This window comes from Pseudomonas sp. Leaf434 (assembly GCF_001425545.1).
Taxonomy (GTDB): Bacteria; Pseudomonadota; Gammaproteobacteria; order Pseudomonadales; family Pseudomonadaceae; genus Aquipseudomonas; species Aquipseudomonas siliginis.
In genome coordinates, this window is record NZ_LMQZ01000010.1 from 268,772 (window position 1) to 287,014 (window position 18,243).

The window sequence follows — 18,243 nt, forward strand, 5'->3', positions numbered from 1 at the left end:
GATGCTGGACTCGTTACTCGTTCCCACCGCTATCGTTGCCTTGGCCGAAATCGGCGACAAGACGCAACTGCTCGCGCTGATTCTCGCCGCTCGCTTTCGCAAACCCTGGCCGATCATCGCCGGGATTGTCGCCGCGACTTTGGCCAACCACGCAGCAGCCGGTGCGGTAGGCGCCTGGGTCGGCAGTTTCTTCTCCGACGCCGTTCTGCACTGGATCCTCGCCGCCAGCTTCGCCGCCACGGCACTGTGGACGTTGGTCCCGGACAAAATGGATGACGACGAAGCCAGCACGGCGCGCAAGTTCGGGCCGTTCCTGACTACGCTGATCGCGTTCTTCCTCGCGGAAATCGGCGACAAGACGCAGATCGCCACGGTGATGCTCGCCGCGCAATATCCGGAACTCTGGCTGGTGATTATCGGCACCACCGTGGGCATGCTGATTGCCAACGTGCCGGTGGTCCTGGCGGGTAACTTTGCTGCAGAGAAACTGCCGCTGACCCTGATCCGCCGCCTCGCGGCTTCGGCGTTCATGATTCTGGCGATTGTTGCGGTTTATAAAGCGATGCAGAGCAGTGGCTGGGTTTAACCCCGTCTACTGAACTACCCAAAACCTGTGGTGAGGGGATTTGAAGGATCGTTCCCACGCTCTGCGTGGGAATGCCTCAAGGGACGCTCCGCGTTCCAATGGGACGCAGAGCGTCCCGGGCTGCATTCCCACGCAGAGCGTGGGAACGATCATTGGCTCAGGACTTCGGGGCTTTTTCGTACAACGGCATCACCTTCGGAATCGCTGCCTGCAACGCAGCAATGCGGCTGCTGGATGCCGGGTGAGTGCTCATGAATTCCGGTGGCGCGCCTTCGGAAGCCTTGCTCATCTTGTCCCACAGGGTGATCGCCGCGTTCGGGTTGTAGCCGGCGCGGGCGGCCAGTTCCAGGCCGATCAGGTCAGCCTCGTTTTCGTTGGCGCGGCTGTTGGGCAAGGTCATGCCGTAGTTGGCCACGGTGTCGGCCAGCGCAAGGCTGTCCTGACCCAGACCAAACAAGGCACCGGCGCCTTGCTTGGCCATCTCCATCCCGTATGCCTTGGACATCGCTTCACGACCGTGCTCGCGCAGGGCGTGGGCGATTTCATGGCCCATGACCGCAGCGATCTCATCGTCGGTGAGTTTCAGGCTGTCGATCAGCCCGGTGTAGAAAATGATCTTGCCGCCGGGACCGCAGTTGGCGTTGAGCTCATCGCTCTTGATCAGATTGACTTCCCATTGCCACTGCGCCGCGTCCGGGCGGAAGGTCGGCGCCTGGGCGATCAAGCGGTTGGCGATGGTCTGCACGCGTTTGGCTTCCGGGCTGGTCTTGTCCAGCACACCTTTGCTCGACGCCTCGCCGACAGTCTTCTGATACGACTGTGCGTACATCTGGTCGACCTCTTGCGAGGACAGCATGCTGAACATGTACTGCTTGCGCTCCACGCCCACGGCGCCGCCGCTGGTGGTGTTGACCGACTGACAACCGGCCAGCAACAGCGCTGCGCTCAAAGCACTTACCACTAATGTCTTGTTCATTCAAAAGCTCCCTGAAAACCTGAGGCGTATCCTAGGCGGCTAATTGTATTGGCGCCAGATACAACGGACGCATTGCGCGTACATCCACCTAAGGCCGCAAGACTGGCTGGAAATTCCTCGACGCGCATTGAATCCGCCGTGCACCGATCCATCAGCGACATCGCGCGGCGATTCCGACCAGCGTCTCTCATGGCCGCGCCCACCCCGCCGATAAATCCCTCGCAGATTGTCCTCTTGCGTGCGGAGCTCCCATGAAGTTCAAGTCGATCCAGTTTTCCGTCGCCGCTCTGGCCGGCGCCATCGTCCTCAGCGTGGTCGCGGCGCTGGTGCTGTACGCGCTGTTCTCCGGCGCCCGCACTCAAGAAATGGTGCAACAGCGCACCCAGGCGCAGTTCGAGCAAGTCATCGAACAGCGCCTGACCTCGCTGGCGCAGACCCAGGTCAGCCAGATCCAGCGCGAACTCGAAGCGCCGCTGCTGATTGCCGGCGGCCTGGTGCGCGTCAACGCCCTGCTCGGTACAACCGGCGCCGACGGCCAGCCGCGCCTGAGCGTCAGCCGCGAGCAACTGATCAGCCTGATCAAGGAAAACGTAGAAAAGAACCCGAAGGTTCTCGGCACCTACATCGGCTGGGAAAAAAACGCACTGGACCACAATGACGCGGCCTACATCGGCAGCGCCGTGGTCGGTATCGATCCGGCCACCGGGCGCTTTTTGCCGTGGTGGTTCCGCAATACCGACGGCAGTCTGGGCGTGGACAAACTGGCCGATGTCGACGATCAGAAAACCTTGTCCACCGGGGTGCGCGCCAGCGAGTACTACCTGTGCTCGAAAGAGACGAAGAAAGCCTGCGTGATCGACCCGGCACCGTACAAGGTCGGCGACAAGATCGTCATGCTCGCCTCGTTCATTGAACCGATCATGGTCAACGGGGCGTTCCAGGGCATCGTCGGCGCCGACCTCTCGGTGAACTTCATTCAGGACATGCTCCTCGCCGCCAACCAGAAACTCTACAGCGGTGCCGGCGAAATGGCCCTGGTCGGCGGCAATGGGCGGATCGTTGCCTATACCAAGGATTCGAGCAAATTCGGCGAAAAAGTCAGCGACATTCTCGACGCCGAACAAACCAGCAATCTGGCCAGTCTCAAGCGCGACGAGGTCACCTACTCGATGAATCAGGCCAAGGGCCGCATCGAACTGTACCTGCCGTTCGGCATCGGCCAGACCGACGCACGCTGGACACTGATGCTGCAATTGCCGCTCAACGCGGTCATGGCCGATCTGCAAAACCTCCAGGCTGATCTTGATGCCCAGCGCAAATCCGACACCTTCGGCATGGCCATGGTCGGCCTGATCATCGCCGGCATCGGCCTGCTGGTGATCTGGCTGGTGGGCCACGGCATTGCGCGGCCACTCAAACAAATGGTCGCCATGCTCGATGACATCGCTCAGGGCGAAGGCGATCTGACCCGTCGCTTGAGCAGTGACCGCAGCGACGAATTGGGCTCGATTGCCAAAGGCTTCAACACTTTCCTCGCGAAGTTGCAGGCGATGATTACCCAGGTGGTGACCTCGGTGCAGAGCGTCAGCGATTCCTCGGAACACACCGCCGACATCGCCATCCGCACCAACATCGGCGTGCAGAAACAAATGGCCGAAATCGATCAGGTGGCCACAGCGGTGCAGGAAATGACCGCCACCGCCCAGGACGTGGCGCGCAACGCCACGCAGGCCGCACAAGCGGCAAGCCACGCCGATCAGGCCGCCAGCCAGGGCATGCAGATCGTGCGCGACACCTCGAATTCGATTGGCGTACTGGCGGTGGAAATCGGCAAGGCTGTCGAGGTGGTGCAGACGCTGGCCAAGGACAGCGAAAACATCAACGCCATCCTCACTGCGATTCGCGGCATCGCCGAACAGACCAACCTGCTGGCACTGAACGCGGCAATCGAAGCCGCGCGCGCCGGCGAGCAGGGTCGCGGTTTTGCCGTGGTCGCCGACGAGGTGCGCAATCTGGCGCAGAAAACCCAGAAGGCCACCGAAGAAATCCAGAGCATGATCCAGCAGTTGCAACAGGGCACCCGCGATGTGGTGCGCGTCATGGAAGACAGCCAGAACCGCACCGACGAAAGCGTGCAGCACGCGGCGAAAGCGGCCGAAGCGCTGGAGACGATCACTCAAGCGGTGTCGGTGATCAACGATATGAACACGCAGATTGCCAGTGCGGCAGAAGAGCAAAGCGCAGTGGCCGACGACATCAACCGCAATGTGATCAACATCGGTCAGGTGGCGAATGAAGTGGCGGGCGGTGCGGATGAATCGAGCTCGGCGAGCGCCGGCTTGACCAAACTGGCGGAACAGCAGCGGCGGTTGATCAATCAGTTCAAGGTCTGAAAGATCAAGAGCCCCTCACCCTAGCCCTCTCCCGGAGGGAGAGGGGACCGACCGCGATGTCTTGCGCTATACATCGACCTGAAAAAAACAGTCGATTATGGATTCACAACAGATCGTTCAGGTCGGTGTACCTCTCAAGCGTCCCCCATTCGGCGCCCTCTCCCTCCGGGAGAGGGCTGGGGTGAGGGGCTTTTGATCCACGCAAATCAAGCCGGGGTCAAACACTCCGGCCCATTCAACTTCGGATCATTCACCAGATTCGCCAACACCCGCTCACGCAGCGCCGCCGGCTCACTGGCGAGCAACCCCTGCAGCACATGCAGCGGCGTTTCGGGATCAAGCCAGGCAGCCTGCCCCGCTTCATCGAGAATCAACGGTCGCCGCTGACTCGCCGCCGATTGAGTGATTACCGCCGTGCTCAGCCAGACCTGTTCCTGCACCGGATACGCTTCCCAGATCGCGGCGAAAAACAACGACGAGCCCTCCCCCGGCGTCAACCAGTACGGCCGCTTGCGCTGAGTGCCGCGCCATTCGTAGAAACCGTTGGCCGGCAGCAGGCAACGCCGCAGACGCAGCGCCTCACGAAACATCGGCTGCTCGGCCACGGTTTCGGCGCGAGCATGGGCCGGGGTCTTCGACAGATCGGTCAGCCACGGCGGTGTCAGGCCCCAGCGCGCACGGGCCAACGTGCGCTGGCCGTCTTCGTCGGCACGCAGCATCAACACCGAATCATTGGGGGAAATGTTCCACTGCGCCTGTTGATCGGCGGGAAAACCTGGCAGGGCCGCAAAGTCGCGGTTCCAGCGAAACAGGGCATAACGTCCACACATGGGGCAACATAACTCTGAATAAAACCAGCGCCAGCCTAACAGACCAGCGTCCCGGGGAAGCTCTCCGGTTCGTCGCCGTGTAGCGGCAGCGCGGCATTGTACAAGTTGATCAGCTCGCGGGCGTATTCGGCCTGATCGTTATCCACCGACAGCCCGAGCAGGCCGAAGATCGGCAGTTCACCCGTACCGCCCACCAGATCACAGCCGATCAGGTGCGCCTCGATTCCTTCGTTGGCGAGCATGCCCTTGAGCATCTCGCCTTCCATCAGGTTCGCCGGTTCGTAGATGCGCTGCATACGCGGCCCTCACTCGTTTTCGCTGAAGACTTCCAGATGCCACTCGTCCTCATGGACTTGCAGGACAAAGGTGATCGGACGACAGCACACCTGGCAATCCTCGATATACGTTTGATCGCCGCCGGACAAATCCAGCGTGGTCTCGACTTCCTCACCGCAATACGGACATTCATACCGTGCATCTTCCAGCATCGCGGTCTCCCAAGTGACTTGTGCGTATAATCGCCGGTCTATTTGCAGGGCTATTTTTGTCTGGCTACTTTTCAGACCGTGCCCTGCGGGTTTTCGATCAAACCCTTTACTTACCCTAGCCGTTTCCAACAAGAGAGCATGATGGGCGAATTCGATGCCATCCGACCTTACGACGACAGCGAAGTACCTGCGGTACTGGCAAGGCTGCTCGGCGACAAGGCGTTTCTAGATATCCTCACCCACTTCCGCTTCCCGCGTTTTGCCGGTGCCTTCGGCTGGATGCTCAAACCTCTTATAGCCCATCGGCTGCGTCGTGAGTTTGCCGACGTGAATTCCGTGGCTACCTTACAGGACAAAGTCGAGTTCTACGTCGACCACACCATTGAGCGCGCCACCGACGGCGTGACGTATACCGGTGTCGAGCAGTTCAAGTCCGGCAGCGCCTACCTGTTCATCGCCAACCACCGGGATATCGTCATGGACCCGGCCTTCGTCAATTACGCCGTGTACCACGCCGGCCTGCCGACGCCGCGCATCGCGATTGGCGACAACCTGCTGCAGAAGCCTTTTGTCAGTGACCTGATGCGCTTGAACAAGAGCTTTATCGTCCACCGCTCGATCACCGGCCGCCGCGAGAAGATGGCTGCTTATCAGTTGCTGTCGGCGTACATCAACCACTCGATCCGCAACGACTGCGCGTCGATCTGGATTGCTCAGGCTGAAGGTCGGGCGAAGGACGGCGACGACCGCACCGAGTCGGCGATCCTCAAGATGTTTCACATGAGCCGCAAGGACGAGCCGTTCGGCGAAGTGATCCGCTCGCTCAACGTGACGCCGGTGTCGATCAGCTATGAGTACGACCCGTGCGACCAGGCCAAGGCCCGCGAACTCTACATCCGCGCCACCACCGGCACCTACGCCAAGGCGCCGGGCGAGGATGACGTGAGCATCGCCAAGGGCATCACCGGTTACAAGGGCCGGGTCCACGTGAACTTTGCCGCGCCGATCACCGAAGTGTTCGAGGACACCAAGCAATTGGCGATCGAGATGGACAAGCAGATTCTCGGCGGCTACCGGTTGTTCCCGGTGCATTATCTGGCGTACGCGCAGTGGGCGGATGCCGATCCGCAACTGAATGTGCCGACGGCGGCCGAGGTGTTCCCGGCTGACGAACTGGCCAAGGCGCAGGATGAGTGGCAAAGCCGTCTGGACGCCTGCCCCGCTGAGCATCGTCCGTACCTGGTGCTGCAATATGCGACGCCGGTGCGTAATCAGTATCGGGTCAAGGCTGGATTGCCGCTGTAGGCAACGGCTGTGGCGAGGGGATTTATCCCCGTTGGAGTGCGCAGCGCTCCCAAGTTTTTACCTGAGAAAAACGGGGCCTGCTACGCAGTCCAGCGGGGATAAATCCCCTCGCCACAGGGTTTGCTTTTGCTTTCAGAAGCGCGTGCTGATCCAGGAGACGATCAAAGCAAGCCCCAGGCAAGCAAATCCGAAGCGATAGAAAAACCGGTTCATGCGCAACGTCGCCCAATCGAGCATCGGCTCGGCATTGGGCTGCGCCTGGCGCTGTGCCGCCAGACTGGCCTGGGCGCGTTGCTCACGGCGGCGGGTCGCGTGCAGCAGCCAGCTGCCGGGAAAGGCCAGGAGCAAGGCCAGCAGGTTGATCAACTTGGCGGGATGGGCGGTAAACAGCGTCATCAAGTGCAGCGACATCACAGACCTCGAACTTAACCGGTGTGGCAGACGCCAGACCGACGACCGCGGCGCGGATTCTACCCAAACCCTGACGCCCTGCCCCAGCCTTTGCGACAAATAACCTGACAATCGACCGATGGCTGTCCTGTGTCATGGCATCGTCACGTGGATGCTTCACCCTGCGCGCCTCGAAACCCGAATGGAATGCGACATGCTGCACGCGGAAAACCAGGATCGCCTGTACCTCATCACTCCTTACGACGACCAGCAAAGCCTGGTCGGCAGCCTTGCCTTCAACGTGCAGGATCGGCACTGGCTGGTGTATTGCGCGCTGGGCGGGCATCAGCATGCGGACCTGCCCGAGACCGATTTGTTGACTGGCGTGAGCGTGCTTGATTTCTATTCTCAGGCTGCCTGAACGTCAAAAGACCCTCACCCTAGCCCTCTCCCAGAGGGAGAGGGGACTGACCGAGGTGTTTGCGGTAGATACGCCGACTTGAGATACCGCGCCGAATTCAGGTTTTGAAGCACACGCGATCGGCTCCCTCTCCTTGGGGAGAGGGGACTGACCGAGGTGTTTGCGGTAGATACGCCGACATGAGATACCGCGCCGAATTCAGGTTTTGAAGCACACGCGATCGGCTCCCTCTCCCTCGGGAGAGGGCTGGGGTGAGGGGAATCGATTTCCCATACGACACAAATCTCAGATCCACAAAAAAGCCCGGAACCATCACTGGCCCCGGGCTTTTTCATATTCGCCGCAAGCTTACTCAGCGAGCACCTGACCCACGGTCGGGTCCTTGAACAGACGCGTCAGTGCGTCACTCAATACATCGCTGACCAGTTTGGTATTGGTCTCCTGATTCGGCGCCATGCCGAAGCGCTGGTCCAGCGACGCACCGTAACGGCCGCTGTAACGGCGGTTGGCGTTCTGCACGTCGGAGCGGAAGGTCGCGCCGATGGTGGCTTCGGTCACGTACATGCCTTCTTTCGGCGACTGGTATTTCAGCTCGGCCAGGGTCACGGTCAGCTGCGGCGCGTTAGGTGCGCTGGTGGTCGGGGTGAAGCCGAGCAAACGTACGGCGGCTTCGGCCTGGGCCTGCAGCTTCGGCAGGATCTGCTCGCGCTGCACGGTGATGGCGCTGGTTTCCGGGTACAGACCGCCACGGGTGCCGAGGGTTGGCGACGGACGACCGTCGACCACACGCACGATGACAGGCTGGCCGCGACCGACCGCTGGCAGTTGCGTGGTCAGCTTCGGCTCCGGATTCAGTTGTTGCGGGCTGTGGGCGCAGCCGGCGAGGGTCAAACCGGCGACAGTGATCAAACCGAACAACAGGCGTTGCAACATGCTCTTCTCTCCAGAATCAGGCACAAACAGGCCGGCAGTATAGCGGTGGGCCACTGCGCGTAACCAGCGTCGCACAGTGAATACTGAAATGTCTGACAAACCCCGCTGAAAGCGGTTCCTGTCACACATTCTTCACCGTCCATACACCGCGACGTCACGGCCCACCGGCAAGCTTCACAGCAGTCCTCCTTCAAGGAACTCTGCCATGCGTTATCTGATCTCGCTGTTCGCCCCACGCCCGCTGCATCGCAGCTTTGCCCTGCTCGACCGCAACGGTCATTGCCAGGCCTTCAAACAGTGCAGCCTGCAACCGATGGGCGACGGCTGGGTGGAAATCGAAGAAATCCGCCTGACCTGGCTGAACCAGCCGCTGCCCGCCAGCGCCCGGGTCGTACCGCGACAAATGCGCGCACGGGGTCAGGTGCAGTTGAGCATCTGACCGGATGCCTAATAAAAGTCATTAAACACGAGCAACTGCGCGCATTTCTTCGCTACAATCTCCCCCCGATTATAAGGACGTCTCCTGATCGGGCCCCGCAACAGCGTCAATGCGCATGCATCGACATCAAAATCGCCCACAGAGAGCCGCCCACACAGATCGAGTGAAGTTGGCGCGCTTGCCTGTTCTTCCGGCAAAAACCCGCTTTTCGCGAATCTGCAGAGCTGTCATTCGCTCGGCCACCGCGTTGTTTTGCCCTAGCGGGCAGGTGCCAGGCCAAGGCAGCCCTTTTTTGAGGTTCACGTCTTCAAAAGAGCGTGAAAAAAACGGGTTTTCACAACTTCACAAGAGTGTGGCGAGCAAATGAATAGTTTTGCGTCTGAACATGCACCATTAGCGTCTGAAACAGCCCAACGACACAGGACCGGGTATACCTCGAACATCGGAGCCTGAAGCCTGTCCGCTACGGATTTGGTTGCACGAAAACGGATGACTCGACCATAAGTCGAATTGCCAGCCCTGCGCGAAAATGCGTTCATGGAACGCTTGAAACCAGGCCGCACGCATCCGTCGAAGTTGCGAAAAATTGCGAAGATTCGGACATGGCCCACCTGACCACGGATAGCCCGGGCCCACTGACCTGCCCTGGAACGCCTGGCAGCCATGCCGACAATTTGGTGCTGCAGATTTGGGAGACGCGTTAAATGGCGCATAACGAAGCAGTCGACGTAGTTCTGGTAGGGGCCGGCATCATGAGTGCCACCCTGGCCGTACTGCTCAAAGAGCTCGACCCCGCGATCAAGCTGGAAGTCGTCGAGCTGATGGATTCCGGCGCCGCCGAGAGTTCCAATCCGTGGAACAACGCCGGTACCGGTCACGCCGGCCTGTGCGAGCTGAACTACACGCCGCAGGCCGCCGATGGCAGCGTCGACATCAAGAAAGCCGTGCACATCAACACCCAGTTCGAGGTGTCGAAGCAGTTCTGGTCGTACCTGACCAAAAAAGGCACGTTCGGCTCGTGCAAATCCTTCATCAGCCCGGTTCCGCACCTGAGTTTCGTTCAGGGCGAGAGCGGTGTGTCGTTCCTCAAGGAGCGCTTCAATGTCCTGAGCAAGCACCACGCGTTTGCCGACATGGAATACACCGAAGACAAGGGCAAGATGGCCGAGTGGATGCCGCTGATGATGCCGGGCCGCTCGCCGGACGAAGTCCTCGCCGCCACCCGTGTGATGAACGGCACCGACGTCAACTTCGGCGCCCTGACCAATCAGTTGCTCAAGCACCTGAGCAGCGCCCCGGACACTCAGGTCAAATACTGCAAGCGCGTGACCGGCCTCAAGCGTAACGGCGCCGGCTGGACCGTCAGCATCAAGGACGTCAACAACGGCAACACCCGCGAAGTCGACGCAAAGTTTGTCTTCCTCGGTGCCGGTGGCGCGGCCCTGCCGTTGCTGCAGGCTTCGGGCATCGAAGAAAGCAAAGGCTTCGGCGGCTTCCCGATCAGTGGCCAGTGGCTGCGTTGCGATAACCCGGAAGTGGTCAAGCACCACCAGGCCAAGGTCTACAGCCAGGCGGCCGTGGGTTCGCCACCGATGTCGGTGCCGCACCTCGACACTCGCGTCGTCGACGGCAAGAAATCCCTGCTGTTCGGGCCATACGCCGGTTTCACCACCAAGTTCCTCAAGCATGGCTCCTTCATGGACCTGCCGATGTCGGTGCGCGCCGGCAACATCGGGCCGATGCTGGCGGTGGCGAAAAACAACATGGACCTGACCAAGTACCTGGTCAGCGAAGTGATGCAATCGATGGAACAGCGCCTGGAATCGCTGCGGCGTTTCTACCCGCAGGCGAAAGCCGAAGACTGGCGCCTGGAAGTGGCCGGCCAACGGGTGCAGATCATCAAGAAGGACCCGAAAAAGGGCGGCATCCTGCAGTTCGGTACCGAACTGGTCGCGGCGAAGGACGGCTCCCTCGCCGCCCTGCTCGGCGCTTCGCCAGGCGCGTCGGTGACCGTTTCGATCATGCTCGAACTGATCGAGAAGTGCTTCCCGGCCAAGGCGTCCGGCGAGTGGGCTACCAAACTGGCCGAGATCTTCCCGGCCCGTGAAAAGGTTCTGGAAACCGATGCTGCGCTGTATCGCAAGATCAACACGCAGAACAACATCGCTTTGGAACTGGTTGAAGAAAGCAGCGAGACGCCAAGCTTCGCTTGATCTTGCGGCATGAAAAAACGCCCCGATCGGGGCGTTTTTTTATGGCCTTGAAAAGCAAAAGATCGCAGCCTTCGGCAGCTCCTACACAGGTTTTGTGTTCAACCTGTAGGAGCTGCCGCAGGCTGCGATCTTTTGATCTCAGGAGCGGGACTTTTCGATCAGCTCGATGTAGTCCGGGGCGTTGCGCTGATCGGCGATCAGGTCAACAAAGGTCTTGCCCTGCTCATCCTTGCCATCAACGTCATAACCCGCCGCAACGAAGAAGCCCAGAAAGCGCTCGAAATCATCGATGCGCAAACCGCGATAGGCCTTGATCAGTTTGTGCAGCGACGGCGAAGTGGCGTCGACCGGCTCAAAATCGAGGAACAGCTTGATCTGCTCATCGCCGATCTCGTCACCAATCACTTGTTTCTTATCTTTACGCATTGCCGACTCCAGCTCGCAGACATGACACGGGGCGGGCAGTTTACCCTTGCCCGGCCGCCCGGCTCAACGCGGACGAATCGCCCCGGTATGAAGATCGGCCCAGATATGGCCATTGGCATAACTGAGGAACTGCACATACACCGTGTCGTTGCGCAGCAGATCCATCACCACGCGGTACTGAGCGAGCGGATAGAACAGCGTCAGGGTTTTGCTTTTATCGTCGTAGGCCGGTTTCTTCAGGCTCTTGCTTTCGCCGTCGAAACTCACCAGCACCTGGTTGATGTTCGCGCCTTTGTTCAGAGACTTGCCCTTGAGGCGGATCAACAAGGATGAGGTGACCGGAATCGGCTGCTGATTGGACTGGCGCTGCGCACCGACCACCACCGAATACTCGCTGACTTGCAGCAGTTGCTGCTGCTCGGGTTCAGCGTCGCGCAGGGTCAGATCGTCCGGCGGCAGGAACTGGCTGTGCATCGGCGCGGCGGACAGCGGCAGGCTGAGGGACAGCAACAGGGCGGCGAGACTGCGGATCAAGAGGCGCATGACAGGCTCCGGGGGGCGGGGCCGAGCACTCTAGCATGGCTGTCGCGCAAGGATCAGCACACACAAAAACAACTGTGGGAGCGAGCCTGCTCGCGAAAGCGGTGTGTCAGTTTTCAATGATGCTGACTGACACGACGCCTTCGCGAGAAGGCTCGCTCCCACAGGGGGCAATGCAGGTTCTTACATGCCTTTAACGGCGTAAATCCCGTTGGCGTTGCGCCAGTAGCCCTTGTAGTCCATGCCATAACCGAAGATGTAGCGGTCGATGCATGGCAGGCCGACGAAATCGGCTTTCAGGTCAGGACGTGCCTTGCGGTCGTGGTCCTTGTCGATCAGCACGGCGGTGTGCACTTTGCGTGCGCCGGCGTGTTTGCAGAAGTCGATGATCGCGCCCAGGGTATGACCTTCGTCGAGGATGTCGTCGATGATCAGCACGTCGCGGTCGATGAACGAGACTTCCGGCTTGGCTTTCCAGAACAGGTCGCCGCCGCTGGTTTCGTTGCGATAACGGGTCGCGTGCAGGTAGGACGCTTCCAGCGGGAATTGCAGATGCGTCAGCAGTTTGCCGGAGAAGATCAGGCCGCCGTTCATCACGCAGAACACCACCGGGTTGCTGTCAGCCAGTTGCTCGTTGATTTGTGCACCGACGCGGGCGATGGCCGCCTCGACTTCAGACTCGGTGTACAGGCAGTCAGCCTCTCGCATGATTTGACGGATATGCTCGAGATCAGCGGACATGGCGCTCTCCAGGGGTTGGCGGAATTGGAAAAGCGGGCAAAGGTACGCATCCCGCGAGGTCGAATCAAGCTCTTATGGACTAACGTACAGAATGTCCTATAGGACATCACCCTCGGATAGATTAATCTAGGCCGGTTTTTTTGCCCGCCGCCGGAGCCTTTCCCATGCCCATCCTCGAGATCCGCCATCCGCTGATCCGTCATAAACTCGGCCTGATGCGCCGCGCTGACATCAGCACCAAGAATTTCCGCGAGCTCGCTCAGGAAGTCGGCGCCCTGTTGACCTATGAAGCTACAAAAGATCTGCCGCTCGAATCCTACGACATTGCCGGTTGGTGCGGCACCGTGTCGGTGGAGAAGATCGCCGGCAAGAAGATCACCGTCGTGCCGATCCTGCGTGCCGGTATCGGCATGCTCGAAGGCGTGCTCAGCCTGATCCCGGGCGCCAAGGTCTCAGCTGTGGGCGTTGCCCGCAACGAAGAGACCCTGCAAGCGCACACCTATCTGGAAAAACTGGTACCGGAAATCGACGAGCGCCTCGCGATGATCATCGACCCGATGCTCGCCACCGGCAGCTCCATGGTTGCCACCATCGACCTGCTGAAAAAGGCCGGTTGCCGCGACATCCGCGCCATGGTCCTGGTGGCCGCGCCAGAAGGCATTGCTGCCGTCGAGCAGGCGCACCCGGACGTGACCATCTACACCGCGTCCATCGATGAACGCTTGAACGAGCACGGCTACATCATTCCTGGGCTTGGCGACGCCGGTGACAAGATCTTCGGCACCAAGCAGAAGGACGCGTGACCATGCAGCAAGAGTTCAACGATCCGCTCTGGCGCACGGTGCTGTCCGGCGCGCAGATGCTGTTCGTGGCCTTCGGCGCCTTGGTGCTGATGCCGCTGATCACCGGCCTGGACCCCAACGTGGCACTGTTTACCGCGGGTCTGGGGACGATCCTGTTCCAGATCGTCACCGGGCGTCAGGTGCCGGTGTTCCTCGCGTCGAGCTTCGCCTTCATCACGCCGATCATCCTCGCCAAGGGCCAGTTCGGCCTCGCCGCGACCATGGGCGGCGTGATGGCGGCCGGTTTCGTCTACACCTTCCTCGGCCTGGCTGTGAAGATCAAAGGCACCGGCTTCATTGACCGTTTGCTGCCGCCGGTAGTGATCGGTCCGGTGATCATCTCCATCGGCCTGGCCATGGCGCCGATTGCCGCGAACATGGCGATGGGCAAGGCCGGTGACGGCACCGAGCTGATTCACTATCAGACGGCGATGATGATTTCCATGCCGGCGCTGCTGACCACGCTGATCGTGGCGGTGTTCGGCAAAGGCATCTTCCGTCTGGTGCCGATCATTTCCGGCGTGCTGGTGGGTTTTGCCATGTCGTTCTATTTCGGCGTGGTCGACACGGCGAAAATTGCTGCAGCGCCATGGTTCGCTCTGCCGCACTTCACCGCGCCGGAGTTCAACTGGCAGGCGATTCTGTTCATCGTTCCAGTGGCACTGGCCCCGGCGATCGAACACATCGGCGGCGTGATTGCCGTGGGTAGCGTGACCGGTCGCGACTATCTGAAGAAGCCGGGCCTGCATCGCACCCTGCTCGGTGACGGCATCGCCACCACGGCCGCCGGCCTGTTCGGTGGCCCGCCCAACACCACTTACGCCGAAGTGACCGGCGCGGTGATGCTGACCAAAAACTACAACCCGAAAATCATGACCTGGGCGGCGATCTTCGCCATCACCCTGGCGTTCATCGGCAAGTTCGGCGCGCTGCTGCAGAGCATTCCGGTGCCGGTGATGGGGGGGATTCTGTGCTTGCTGTTCGGTTCGATCGCAGCGGTGGGTATGAACACCCTGATCCGCCACAAGATCGACCTGGGCGAAGCGCGCAACCTAGTGATTGTTTCGGTGACGCTGGTGTTCGGCATTGGCGGCGTGCTGGTCGGCACCGGCACCGGTCCTGATGACTTCGGCCTCAAAGGCATCGCGCTGTGCGCGGTGGTGGCGATTGCGCTGAACCTGATCCTGCCGGGCAATGATGGCTGGAAGAACAAGAAAGCGGATGAGCCGCTGATTTAAGTCTTTAGAGCTTCATCGCCTGACACACCGCATTCGCGAGCAGGCTCGCTCCCACAGGTTGGAATGCATTTACCCTGTGGGAGCGAGCCTGCTCGCGAAGCTTTTAAAGGGCCAGCGGCGCTCGTTCGCAGAGCGTGGCCAGCGCCTTGGCCCATTGCGGGTCGTCGTTCAGGCACGGCACCAGCACCAACTCCTCGCCCCCCGCTTCGCGGAACTGTTCCTTGCCGCGATCGCCGATCTCTTCCAGCGTCTCGATGCAATCGGCGACGAACGCCGGGCACATCACCAGAATCTTTTTCACCCCGCTTTTGGCCAGTTCATCCAGCCGCGCTTCGGTGTACGGCTCGATCCATTTCGCCCGGCCCAGGCGCGACTGAAACGACACCGACCATTTGCCGTCAGCCAGCCCCATGCTTTTGGCGAAAGCGGCGGCGGTGCGGAAACACTGCGCGCGATAACAGGTCGCCAATACCTCCGGCGAGGCGGTCTGGCAGCAATCGGCGCCCTTGAGGCAGTGATTGCCCGTCGGGTCGAGTTTGCTCAGATGCCGCTCAGGCAAGCCGTGAAAGCTCAGCAGCAGATGATCGTAGTCCTGCTGCAGATGTGGTCGAGCGCTGGCGGCCAGTGCCTCGATGTATTCCGGCTGATCGTAGAACGGTTGCAGGATCGACAACTGCACGTCGAGTTTCTTCTCGCGCAGCACGCGCCGGGCTTCTTCGATCACGGTGGTCGTGGTGCTGTCGGCGAACTGTGGGTACAGCGGCGCCAAAGTGATCTTCTTATGTCCCGCTTTGACCAGACGCAGCAGACAGGTTTCGATCGACGGCTCGCCATAACGCATCGCCAGATCTACCGGGCCGTGTTTCCACGTGCGGGTCATCTGCTCTTGCAAACGGCGGCTGAGCACCACCAGCGGCGAGCCCTCTTCCCACCAGATCGAGGCATAGGCATGGGCCGATTGCTCGGGACGCTTGATCAGGATCAGCGACACCAGCAGCCGCCGCAGCGGCCATGGCAGGTCGATCACGTAGGGGTCCATCAGAAATTGATTGAGGTAGCTGCGCACATCGGCCACCGAGGTGGAGGCCGGAGAGCCCAGGTTGACCAGAAGCAAAGCGTGATCGGTCATGCAACGTCCTATTTCAGAGGCGGCTGGAGAGGTCATCCAAGGCCGCGCGTAAATCCGTAAAGCGGAAGCTGAACCCCGCTTCCACCAGGCGTGCCGGCGTCGCGCGCTGGCCGCCGAGCAATAACAGTGACAGCTCGCCGAGCATGACTTTCAGCGCCAGGGTCGGCATCGGCATGAACGCCGGGCGGTGCAACACACTGCCCAGGGTCTTGGCAAATTCGCGGTTGCGCACAGGTTTCGGCGCGCAGGCATTATAAGGACCGCTGGCCTGATTCCGGTGCAGAAGAAAATCAATCAGGGCGATTTGATCGTCGATGTGAATCCACGGCATCCACTGCCGACCATTGCCCAAAGGCCCGCCCAGCCCGAGCTTGAACGGCAGCAACAGCCGCGACAAAAAGCCGCCCTCAGCCGACAGCACCAGACCAGTTCGCACCAGTACCACGCGGATGCCGAGGTTTTCGGCGCGCAGGGCGGTTTCTTCCCAGGCGATGCACAATTGGCTGGCGAAGTCGTCGATGCCGGGCGGCGACTCTTCAGTCAATTCGCGCTCGCCACCGTCGCCGTACCAGCCGATCGCCGAGCCGGAAATCAGCAGCGACGGTTTCTGCGCGCGAGTTTCCAGCCACGCCAGCAGCGTTTCCGTCAGGGTGATGCGGCTGCTCCACAGCAACGCCTTGCGACGATGGGTCCAGGGGCGGTCGGCAATCGGCGCGCCGGCGAGATTGACGATCGCATCCAGCGGCTCTTCGCCGAGGTCCTCCAGACGCGAAATTCCGCGCACCTGCGCGCCGCAGATCTGCGCGACTTTTTCCGCGCGGCGACTCCACACCGTCAGCCGATGGCCCTGCTCCAGCCAGTGCCGGCAGAGCTGACGTCCGATCAAACCAGTACCGCCGGTCAGCAATATGTGCATGACATCTTCCTCGCGTGGCGTTTAACCCGGATCACTAGTCTATTTTTATAGGCAGGGATCTTTTCGATCGGGCAGGCTCTATGGTTTAACAATAGGCCAAGCTGTCAGAACGAGAACGCTAGAAGTTATACCAAAAAACAGAATTGTACAGGTTTGATCGACGGCGTAGTCTGTACAGAAAGGTAAACGAGGCCCCTATGACTGTACCTATCGCAATCATCGGCACCGGCATCGCCGGGCTCTCCGCCGCTCAGGCTCTGACAGAGACCGGGCATACCGTTCAACTGTTCGATAAAAGCCGCGGCAGCGGCGGGCGCATGTCGAGCAAGCGCAGCGACGCCGGCTCGCTGGACTTGGGCGCTCAATATTTCACCGCGCGTGACCGGCGCTTCGTTACCGAAGTGCAGCGCTGGCAGAGCCGGGGCTGGGCCGCCGAGTGGGCGCCGCAGCTGTACACCTTCCAGGGCGGCCAACTGAACATGTCGCCGGACGAGCAGACCCGCTGGGTCGGCACGCCGCGCATGAGCGCCATCACCCGCGGCCTGCTCGATGGCCTGGACGTGCAGTTTGCCTGCCGCATCACCGAGGTCTATCGCGGTGAAGAACACTGGCATCTGCAGGACGCCGACGGCTGCACCCACGGCCCCTTCAGCCATGTGGTGATCGCCACACCGGCACCGCAAGCCACCGCGTTGCTCGCCGCCGCGCCGAAACTTGCCGGCGTCGCTGCCGGGGTGAAAATGGAGCCGACCTGGGCCGTCGCCCTCACCTTCGAAACCCCGCTGGATACGCCGATCGAAGGCTGCTTCGTGCAGGACAGCCCGCTCGACTGGCTGGCGCGCAACCGCAGCAAACCCGGGCGCGACAGCACTCTCGACACGTGGGTGCTGCATGCAACCAGCGCCTGGAGCCGGCAACACATCGACCTCTCCAAGGAGGCGGTGATCGAGCATCTGCACGGTGCTTTCGCCGAACTGCTGCACAGCGCCATGCCTGCGCCGACGTTCAGCCTCGCCCACCGCTGGCTCTACGCCCGCCCCGCCACTGGCCATGAATGGACCACACTGGCCGATGTCGATCTGGGCTTGTACGCCTGTGGCGACTGGTGCCTGTCGGGCCGCGTTGAAGGCGCTTGGCTCAGTGGTCAGGAGGCTGCACGTCGCTTGCACGAACACCTGCAATGAATCGCATCAATCCGCGCAAATTGCTGCTGTCGAAGTGGACAGCAGCCCATCCGCAAAATCGCGAAAAACACTTTTTGGTCACCGAACTGATCCGCGACGAGGAAGGTACGGTGCTGGAAGTTGAATTACAGGCGGTGCTGACCCAGCGTAGCGAGCGCCTGGATTGGCAGGTGCTGAAAGACAGCAAGCACTGGTTACTGGGCTGGAAATAGATTTCCCTTGTGGGAGCGAGCCTGCTCGCGAAAGCGCTGTA

At 60.8% G+C, this 18,243-nt stretch carries 21 protein-coding genes and 1 pseudogene; 11 read left to right on the forward strand and 11 right to left on the reverse strand.

All coding sequences use genetic code 11. The annotated features are described in order from the left end of the window. Position 1 precedes the first annotated feature (1 nt). Entirely contained in the window at positions 2-586 is a 585-nt protein-coding gene (locus ASG55_RS21735; protein ID WP_041479980.1) for a TMEM165/GDT1 family protein, read from the forward strand. Between the two features lie 157 nt (positions 587-743). Here the strand turns inward: ASG55_RS21735 and ASG55_RS21740 are convergent, their stop codons facing one another. Further along, entirely contained in the window at positions 744-1,562 is an 819-nt protein-coding gene (locus tag ASG55_RS21740; protein ID WP_016773242.1) for a M48 family metallopeptidase, read from the reverse strand. A gap of 1,340 nt (positions 1,563-2,902) precedes the next feature. Here ASG55_RS21740 and ASG55_RS27745 point away from each other — a divergent pair. Both ASG55_RS27745 and ASG55_RS27750 read left to right on the forward strand, forming a co-directional pair. Further along, positions 2,903-3,100 (forward strand): annotated as a pseudogene (locus ASG55_RS27745) (HAMP domain-containing protein); the annotation flags it as partial. A gap of 111 nt (positions 3,101-3,211) precedes the next feature. Continuing rightward, complete coding sequence (locus ASG55_RS27750) at positions 3,212-3,955, forward strand: methyl-accepting chemotaxis protein (protein WP_371915155.1); 744 nt, start codon at positions 3,212-3,214, stop codon at positions 3,953-3,955. A gap of 206 nt (positions 3,956-4,161) precedes the next feature. Here the strand turns inward: ASG55_RS27750 and ASG55_RS21750 are convergent, their stop codons facing one another. The 3 genes from ASG55_RS21750 to ASG55_RS21760 are packed head-to-tail and all read right to left on the reverse strand — an operon-like array spanning position 4,162 to position 5,273. Next, a complete protein-coding gene (locus tag ASG55_RS21750; protein ID WP_039761324.1) occupies positions 4,162-4,785 on the reverse strand; it encodes an SOS response-associated peptidase in 624 nt (207 codons plus the stop codon). Between the two features lie 35 nt (positions 4,786-4,820). Then, positions 4,821-5,081, reverse strand: coding sequence for a putative signal transducing protein (locus ASG55_RS21755; RefSeq protein ID WP_041479982.1), 261 nt, complete (start codon positions 5,079-5,081; stop codon positions 4,821-4,823). 9 nt (positions 5,082-5,090) lie between these two features. Then, on the reverse strand, positions 5,091-5,273 hold the full coding sequence (locus ASG55_RS21760) for a CPXCG motif-containing cysteine-rich protein (RefSeq protein ID WP_041479983.1): 183 nt from the start codon (positions 5,271-5,273) through the stop codon (positions 5,091-5,093). A gap of 138 nt (positions 5,274-5,411) precedes the next feature. Between ASG55_RS21760 and ASG55_RS21765 the strand changes: the two genes are divergently transcribed. Then, the gene (locus ASG55_RS21765) at positions 5,412-6,578 is read left to right on the forward strand and encodes a 1-acyl-sn-glycerol-3-phosphate acyltransferase (protein WP_041479984.1); all 1,167 of its coding nucleotides are present in this window, start codon (positions 5,412-5,414) and stop codon (positions 6,576-6,578) included. A gap of 132 nt (positions 6,579-6,710) precedes the next feature. On the opposite strand, the gene ASG55_RS21770 is transcribed toward ASG55_RS21765, so the two are convergent. Beyond that, positions 6,711-6,989 carry a hypothetical protein gene (locus tag ASG55_RS21770; protein ID WP_016770663.1) on the reverse strand — a complete coding sequence of 93 codons (279 nt, stop codon included), beginning with the start codon at positions 6,987-6,989 and terminating at the stop codon, positions 6,711-6,713. A gap of 193 nt (positions 6,990-7,182) precedes the next feature. On the opposite strand from ASG55_RS21770, the gene ASG55_RS21775 reads away from it, so the two are divergent. Further along, positions 7,183-7,389 (forward strand): hypothetical protein, encoded by a 207-nt coding sequence (locus tag ASG55_RS21775; protein WP_016770662.1) that lies wholly within the window; start codon positions 7,183-7,185, stop codon positions 7,387-7,389. Between the two features lie 348 nt (positions 7,390-7,737). Here the strand turns inward: ASG55_RS21775 and ASG55_RS21780 are convergent, their stop codons facing one another. Then, a complete protein-coding gene (locus ASG55_RS21780) occupies positions 7,738-8,322 on the reverse strand; it encodes a YajG family lipoprotein (RefSeq protein WP_039761315.1) in 585 nt (194 codons plus the stop codon). A 205-nt stretch (positions 8,323-8,527) separates the two neighbouring features. Here ASG55_RS21780 and ASG55_RS21785 point away from each other — a divergent pair, with 205 nt between their 5' ends. Further along, positions 8,528-8,761, forward strand: coding sequence for a hypothetical protein (locus ASG55_RS21785; RefSeq protein ID WP_039761314.1), 234 nt, complete (start codon positions 8,528-8,530; stop codon positions 8,759-8,761). Positions 8,762-9,465: 704 nt separating this feature from the next. Continuing rightward, positions 9,466-10,974, forward strand: coding sequence for a malate dehydrogenase (quinone) (gene mqo, locus ASG55_RS21790; RefSeq protein WP_056790254.1), 1,509 nt, complete (start codon positions 9,466-9,468; stop codon positions 10,972-10,974). Positions 10,975-11,112: 138 nt separating this feature from the next. On the opposite strand, the gene ASG55_RS21795 is transcribed toward mqo, so the two are convergent. The 3 genes from ASG55_RS21795 to ASG55_RS21805 all read right to left on the reverse strand — a co-directional run bounded on the left by ASG55_RS21795 (position 11,113) and on the right by ASG55_RS21805 (position 12,681). Next, complete coding sequence (locus ASG55_RS21795) at positions 11,113-11,400, reverse strand: PA4642 family protein (RefSeq protein WP_041479985.1); 288 nt, start codon at positions 11,398-11,400, stop codon at positions 11,113-11,115. 63 nt (positions 11,401-11,463) lie between these two features. Further along, positions 11,464-11,943 carry a hypothetical protein gene (locus ASG55_RS21800; protein ID WP_056790257.1) on the reverse strand — a complete coding sequence of 160 codons (480 nt, stop codon included), beginning with the start codon at positions 11,941-11,943 and terminating at the stop codon, positions 11,464-11,466. A gap of 180 nt (positions 11,944-12,123) precedes the next feature. Then, a complete protein-coding gene (locus tag ASG55_RS21805; protein WP_016773231.1) occupies positions 12,124-12,681 on the reverse strand; it encodes a hypoxanthine-guanine phosphoribosyltransferase in 558 nt (185 codons plus the stop codon). Between the two features lie 164 nt (positions 12,682-12,845). On the opposite strand from ASG55_RS21805, the gene upp reads away from it, so the two are divergent. Together upp and ASG55_RS21815 are read left to right on the forward strand one after the other, a co-directional pair. Further along, positions 12,846-13,484: a uracil phosphoribosyltransferase gene (gene upp / locus ASG55_RS21810; RefSeq protein ID WP_024014279.1), complete on the forward strand. Its 639-nt coding sequence runs from the start codon at positions 12,846-12,848 to the stop codon at positions 13,482-13,484. 2 nt (positions 13,485-13,486) lie between these two features. Beyond that, positions 13,487-14,761 carry a uracil-xanthine permease family protein gene (locus tag ASG55_RS21815; protein ID WP_027612217.1) on the forward strand — a complete coding sequence of 425 codons (1,275 nt, stop codon included), beginning with the start codon at positions 13,487-13,489 and terminating at the stop codon, positions 14,759-14,761. A gap of 103 nt (positions 14,762-14,864) precedes the next feature. Here ASG55_RS21815 and hemH read toward each other — a convergent pair whose 3' ends face one another. Together hemH and ASG55_RS21825 are read right to left on the reverse strand one after the other, a co-directional pair. Next, the gene (gene hemH / locus ASG55_RS21820; RefSeq protein ID WP_056790260.1) at positions 14,865-15,890 is read right to left on the reverse strand and encodes a ferrochelatase; all 1,026 of its coding nucleotides are present in this window, start codon (positions 15,888-15,890) and stop codon (positions 14,865-14,867) included. Positions 15,891-15,903: 13 nt separating this feature from the next. Then, entirely contained in the window at positions 15,904-16,806 is a 903-nt protein-coding gene (locus tag ASG55_RS21825) for a TIGR01777 family oxidoreductase (RefSeq protein ID WP_056790263.1), read from the reverse strand. A 197-nt stretch (positions 16,807-17,003) separates the two neighbouring features. Here ASG55_RS21825 and ASG55_RS21830 point away from each other — a divergent pair, with 197 nt between their 5' ends. After that, positions 17,004-17,990 carry an NAD(P)/FAD-dependent oxidoreductase gene (locus ASG55_RS21830; RefSeq protein ID WP_056790266.1) on the forward strand — a complete coding sequence of 329 codons (987 nt, stop codon included), beginning with the start codon at positions 17,004-17,006 and terminating at the stop codon, positions 17,988-17,990. Next, positions 17,987-18,202: a TIGR02450 family Trp-rich protein gene (locus ASG55_RS21835; protein ID WP_056790269.1), complete on the forward strand. Its 216-nt coding sequence runs from the start codon at positions 17,987-17,989 to the stop codon at positions 18,200-18,202. Before ASG55_RS21830 ends, ASG55_RS21835 begins: the two co-directional genes overlap by 4 nt. Positions 18,203-18,243: the final 41 nt, after the last annotated feature.

Excerpts from the sequence above, each read along its gene's own strand:
- ASG55_RS21735 (WP_041479980.1), top strand. The coding sequence starts at position 2 with ATGCTGGACTCGTTACTCGTTCCCACCGCTATCGTTGCCTTGGCCGAA.
- ASG55_RS21740 (WP_016773242.1), bottom strand. The coding sequence starts at position 1,562 with ATGAACAAGACATTAGTGGTAAGTGCTTTGAGCGCAGCGCTGTTGCTG.
- ASG55_RS27750 (WP_371915155.1), top strand. The coding sequence starts at position 3,212 with ATGGCCGAAATCGATCAGGTGGCCACAGCGGTGCAGGAAATGACCGCC.
- ASG55_RS21750 (WP_039761324.1), bottom strand. The coding sequence starts at position 4,785 with ATGTGTGGACGTTATGCCCTGTTTCGCTGGAACCGCGACTTTGCGGCC.
- ASG55_RS21755 (WP_041479982.1), bottom strand. The coding sequence starts at position 5,081 with ATGCAGCGCATCTACGAACCGGCGAACCTGATGGAAGGCGAGATGCTC.
- ASG55_RS21760 (WP_041479983.1), bottom strand. The coding sequence starts at position 5,273 with ATGCTGGAAGATGCACGGTATGAATGTCCGTATTGCGGTGAGGAAGTC.
- ASG55_RS21765 (WP_041479984.1), top strand. The coding sequence starts at position 5,412 with ATGATGGGCGAATTCGATGCCATCCGACCTTACGACGACAGCGAAGTA.
- ASG55_RS21770 (WP_016770663.1), bottom strand. The coding sequence starts at position 6,989 with ATGTCGCTGCACTTGATGACGCTGTTTACCGCCCATCCCGCCAAGTTG.
- ASG55_RS21775 (WP_016770662.1), top strand. The coding sequence starts at position 7,183 with ATGCTGCACGCGGAAAACCAGGATCGCCTGTACCTCATCACTCCTTAC.
- ASG55_RS21780 (WP_039761315.1), bottom strand. The coding sequence starts at position 8,322 with ATGTTGCAACGCCTGTTGTTCGGTTTGATCACTGTCGCCGGTTTGACC.
- ASG55_RS21785 (WP_039761314.1), top strand. The coding sequence starts at position 8,528 with ATGCGTTATCTGATCTCGCTGTTCGCCCCACGCCCGCTGCATCGCAGC.
- mqo (WP_056790254.1), top strand. The coding sequence starts at position 9,466 with ATGGCGCATAACGAAGCAGTCGACGTAGTTCTGGTAGGGGCCGGCATC.
- ASG55_RS21795 (WP_041479985.1), bottom strand. The coding sequence starts at position 11,400 with ATGCGTAAAGATAAGAAACAAGTGATTGGTGACGAGATCGGCGATGAG.
- ASG55_RS21800 (WP_056790257.1), bottom strand. The coding sequence starts at position 11,943 with ATGCGCCTCTTGATCCGCAGTCTCGCCGCCCTGTTGCTGTCCCTCAGC.
- ASG55_RS21805 (WP_016773231.1), bottom strand. The coding sequence starts at position 12,681 with ATGTCCGCTGATCTCGAGCATATCCGTCAAATCATGCGAGAGGCTGAC.
- upp (WP_024014279.1), top strand. The coding sequence starts at position 12,846 with ATGCCCATCCTCGAGATCCGCCATCCGCTGATCCGTCATAAACTCGGC.
- ASG55_RS21815 (WP_027612217.1), top strand. The coding sequence starts at position 13,487 with ATGCAGCAAGAGTTCAACGATCCGCTCTGGCGCACGGTGCTGTCCGGC.
- hemH (WP_056790260.1), bottom strand. The coding sequence starts at position 15,890 with ATGACCGATCACGCTTTGCTTCTGGTCAACCTGGGCTCTCCGGCCTCC.
- ASG55_RS21825 (WP_056790263.1), bottom strand. The coding sequence starts at position 16,806 with ATGCACATATTGCTGACCGGCGGTACTGGTTTGATCGGACGTCAGCTC.
- ASG55_RS21830 (WP_056790266.1), top strand. The coding sequence starts at position 17,004 with ATGACTGTACCTATCGCAATCATCGGCACCGGCATCGCCGGGCTCTCC.
- ASG55_RS21835 (WP_056790269.1), top strand. The coding sequence starts at position 17,987 with ATGAATCGCATCAATCCGCGCAAATTGCTGCTGTCGAAGTGGACAGCA.